General features: G+C 41.4%; 4 protein-coding genes. 3 read left to right on the top strand and 1 reads right to left on the bottom strand.

The features are described 5' to 3' along the window. Positions 1-259, top strand: a 259-nt coding sequence (locus tag NZ896_06620; protein ID MCS7117119.1) for a hypothetical protein, incomplete at its 5' end; no start/stop codon positions are given. 57 nt (positions 260-316) lie between these two features. On the opposite strand, the gene NZ896_06615 is transcribed toward NZ896_06620, so the two are convergent. Then, positions 317-1,585 carry a hydroxymethylglutaryl-CoA reductase, degradative gene (locus NZ896_06615; GenBank protein ID MCS7117118.1) on the bottom strand — a complete coding sequence of 423 codons (1,269 nt, stop codon included), beginning with the start codon at positions 1,583-1,585 and terminating at the stop codon, positions 317-319. Between the two features lie 137 nt (positions 1,586-1,722). On the opposite strand from NZ896_06615, the gene NZ896_06610 reads away from it, so the two are divergent. Together NZ896_06610 and NZ896_06605 are read left to right on the top strand one after the other, a co-directional pair. Continuing rightward, positions 1,723-2,508, top strand: a complete 786-nt coding sequence (locus NZ896_06610; protein MCS7117117.1) for a hypothetical protein — start codon at positions 1,723-1,725, stop codon at positions 2,506-2,508. A gap of 463 nt (positions 2,509-2,971) precedes the next feature. Next, positions 2,972-3,376, top strand: a complete 405-nt coding sequence (locus NZ896_06605; protein ID MCS7117116.1) for a hypothetical protein — start codon at positions 2,972-2,974, stop codon at positions 3,374-3,376. Positions 3,377-3,585 lie beyond the last annotated feature (209 nt).

The raw sequence follows: 3,585 nt of genomic DNA, 5'->3' as shown, positions 1-3,585 counted from the left end.
GAAGAACGTCTCTTTACCGATGGGTGGTAGATTTAAAGTGATAGTTGAAGTTGATGGTGTTAATGCTACTCGAATCTTCGTAATCGATGAGAAAAGCATGTTGATAAAGATAAAATTCGAAGGGTATACGAAGGGTAGCGACCCTCTTATCTTGACACTTCTCTACTTAAGTATAGCGATAATCATCGCTGAAATCTTTATTGCGATTAAGATATGGTCAAGGGCGATTCGATTAACATCCAAATTCGAACGTACTTAATCCTTCTTACTACTCTATTAACTCCAATCATTTTAAGCCGAAGTTGAATCTTTAAGTTTATTCACTTTTCTTAAGTTCACGAACGAGTTCTAAAGCACGGTCCATTTTGATCCTTCTCTCTTCAACCATTCTCTGTGCTACTAAATCGATCAATTCACCGTGGGCTCCAGCCATTATAGCGATATTCCTCGCGTGAAGTTTCATATGGCCTTTCTGTATGCCTTCTGTAACTAAAGCTCTCAGTGCGGCGAAGTTCTGGGCCAAACCTACAGAGGCCATGACCTCGGCCAACTCCTTAGCGGTCTTCACACCAAGTATCTTTATACAAACTTTAGCTACGGGATGTACGGCTGTAGCACCACCTACCAGACCCACTGCTAGAGGGAGTTCTATCGTACCAACCAAATCTCCATCTTCATTCTTCTCCCAGGTAGTGAGTGGTTTGTATGATCCTCTGAAGGCTGCGTAACTATGTGCGCCAGCCTCCAAAGCCCTTATATCCTGGCCAGTAGCTATACCTACAGCCACTATACCATTCATAATCCCTTTGTTATGTGTTGCACAACGGTAAGGATCGGATTCGGCGAATGAGTAAGCTTGGATGATACCATCGACAACTTCTTCACCACCGATCACATTTTTATCGAAGACCGCCCTAGCCCTTGCCAACCTTAACGTAGCGAGGTTGGAGACGATTCTTAACAATACTCTGCCATTTGAGATTCTTTCGATCATCGGTGCAATAGCTTCTGCCATCGTATTGACGATATTCGCACCCATTGCATCCTTACAATCGACGATCAACTCTACAATAACCATACTGCCAGTTTTTGTATGGATCACTTTAACATTCAGATCTCTTGCCCCACCACCTAAAGAGATCAGAAGTTTATCCTGTTCATTCGCCTTTGTGATCAATTCATCTTTGGCAGACAGTATCTTCATACGTGCATTGTATGGATCCTTCACATTTACCACCTGAATCTGACCGATCATCAACGAATCCGATGCTGTAGCGAAGAATCCACCCTTCACCCTAGCCATTCGGGCAGCATTACTCGCCGCAGCGACTACCGAAGGCTCTTCTAAGGCCATTGGGATCAAATAATCCTTATTGTTGATGAGAAAGTTGACCGCAATCCCGAGCGGGATGGTGATACCACCGATTACATTTTCGATCATACGGTTTGCCAAATCCAACTTCAATCCAGACATAGAGTGAATCAATTCCGCTTCTTCATCGGTCAGACCTGCGAACTCTTTTACTATATTCAGCCTCTCACGTGGACTCAACTTATAAAAGCCAGATATCTGTGAAGTCTTCATTTTATATCATCTTTATAGATTGGTTAAATAGATTCATGGCTAAAAGTTTATCGCATCCTCTACCGATCTACATTTACTATCCCGATCAACCTTTTAATCGGTCTAATACTAATTTATGTAGGGTTAAGGTGGAGGATTTGGTTCTGGTTTCACCGAATCTGATCTATTCACACTTAAAAGAGCCCAACATAGAAAAGGTATTCAACCTTTTAGAGAGTGATGTAGAGGTTCAAACATATCTGCGAATGTCAAATTGCATGGCCGTAGATCGCTTAGGGTATAATGATCATGGGCCAGTCCACTCTCGAATCGCCTCAGGTAGTGCCCTCGAGATCTTCAGAATTTTGAGCCGTAGATTCGTGCCAACGACGGTTAAAGATGGTATATGTGATATGGAGGGTGCAGCGATTATAGTGCTCTGTGGAACATACTTGCATGATATAGGGAATGCGATTCATCGAGTAGCCCACCACATACACGGCTGCAACATTACGAATCCGATACTCGATAGAATCCTCTCCAAAGTATATCCGAATGATAGGGTTCTGATTACGAGAATGAAGAGCGAGATCCTCCATTGTATATTTTCACATGATGAAAGGGTGAAGTGCCTAAGTATGGAAGCAGGTATATCGAAGGTCGCGGATGGAACAGATATGGCCGAAGGTAGGGCGAGAATCCCATACAGGAGTGGCAAGGTCGATATACACTCTTTATCAGCCCTATCGATAAAGAGTGTAGAGATACAAGAAGGGAGTAATATCCCTGTTAAAATATTGGTGAATATGGACAACCCAGCGGGAGTATTTCAGATAGAAGAGGTATTACAGAAGAAGGTAGCTACATCGGGTATAGATCGATGGATCGAAATAATCGCCTTGAAGAATGGAGAGGAGATAAAGACGATTTCGGCAAAGAGATAGAGGTTCGATCTAGATCGTTAAATATTCACTTTGAAAAGCTTTTCACATAAGATAACATTTTAATCCGTAAATAAATGGATGAGCTCCCTTTGAGTTAATATGGTTCAGTCATGTAATTTCTATACTAAAGATAGTGGAGTTACGATAAAACTTCGATCCTTCTTCCTCATTTATAAAAGATCGTTCAGATAAATTCATAGATTCATAATCATCGGCTATCTGCTACCTTAATTCAGTGTCGAATTTTAAAAAAGAAAAAATATTTTTTCATGTGAATTTACACCAATTGAAGGATATAAGAATTACGCGTATCGATTGGTAATATTTAACGATCTAACTTTTTGCCAAAGCTTTATAGCGAAAGGCCCATAGATTTAATCCTAAGCTATTCAAATTCATTAGGGCTCGAAAATGTTAAATTCGATTTTACCGATCGATGATCGATGATCGATGTGGCGCCTTAATGTTAAAAGGCAGTACCTTCAAAAGGTTATTTGAAGTGAATAAATTCTTTGTGAATAAGAGGTACGAGTTTGAGCCGAGCGAGCCCTTACTTCTTCAGACCTTGAAGCAGGATGAACCCGGAAGGACCATAGGTAGGATCAGGGGTATCCTATTCTTCGGCTCGTTGATCGAAGATACCATGAACGAATCGGTCGAACTTTATGGAATCAAGTGGAATTATGTGATCTTACCGATCGGTAAGATCATTCAACTCCCACTTAATGAAACCTTCAATATCGAGGATGTGATAGGAGACGAGGCTGCAAAAAGGTATTATGGGCAGACCGAGGCCGTAAAGTTGAATAAGGAGGATGAGCAGAAGGTTAGGGAAAGGCTTACGAAATACCTGAACCTTGATCGATGAGAATATTTTGGTAATATTCACATACACATGTGTCATTAACCTTTCGAAAAATCCATGCTCATCAGGGGAGTTTTTGATCCTTGAGGATACCTTCTATTCTACGTGCATCTTTAGAGCTCTCGTCATTCAAAGGGATGAGCCTTATATTCGATGCCGATTTGATACCGACACCGATTTCGGCCGCTCTGCGGATCTGTTCGAGCTTAAAG

The organism is Nitrososphaerales archaeon, assembly GCA_025058425.1.
In the GTDB taxonomy this organism is placed as follows: domain Archaea; phylum Thermoproteota; class Nitrososphaeria; order Nitrososphaerales; family JANXEG01; genus JANXEG01.
The sequence above is the reverse complement of the archived record's forward strand: the minus strand, read 5'-3'. Positions and strand labels throughout refer to the sequence as shown.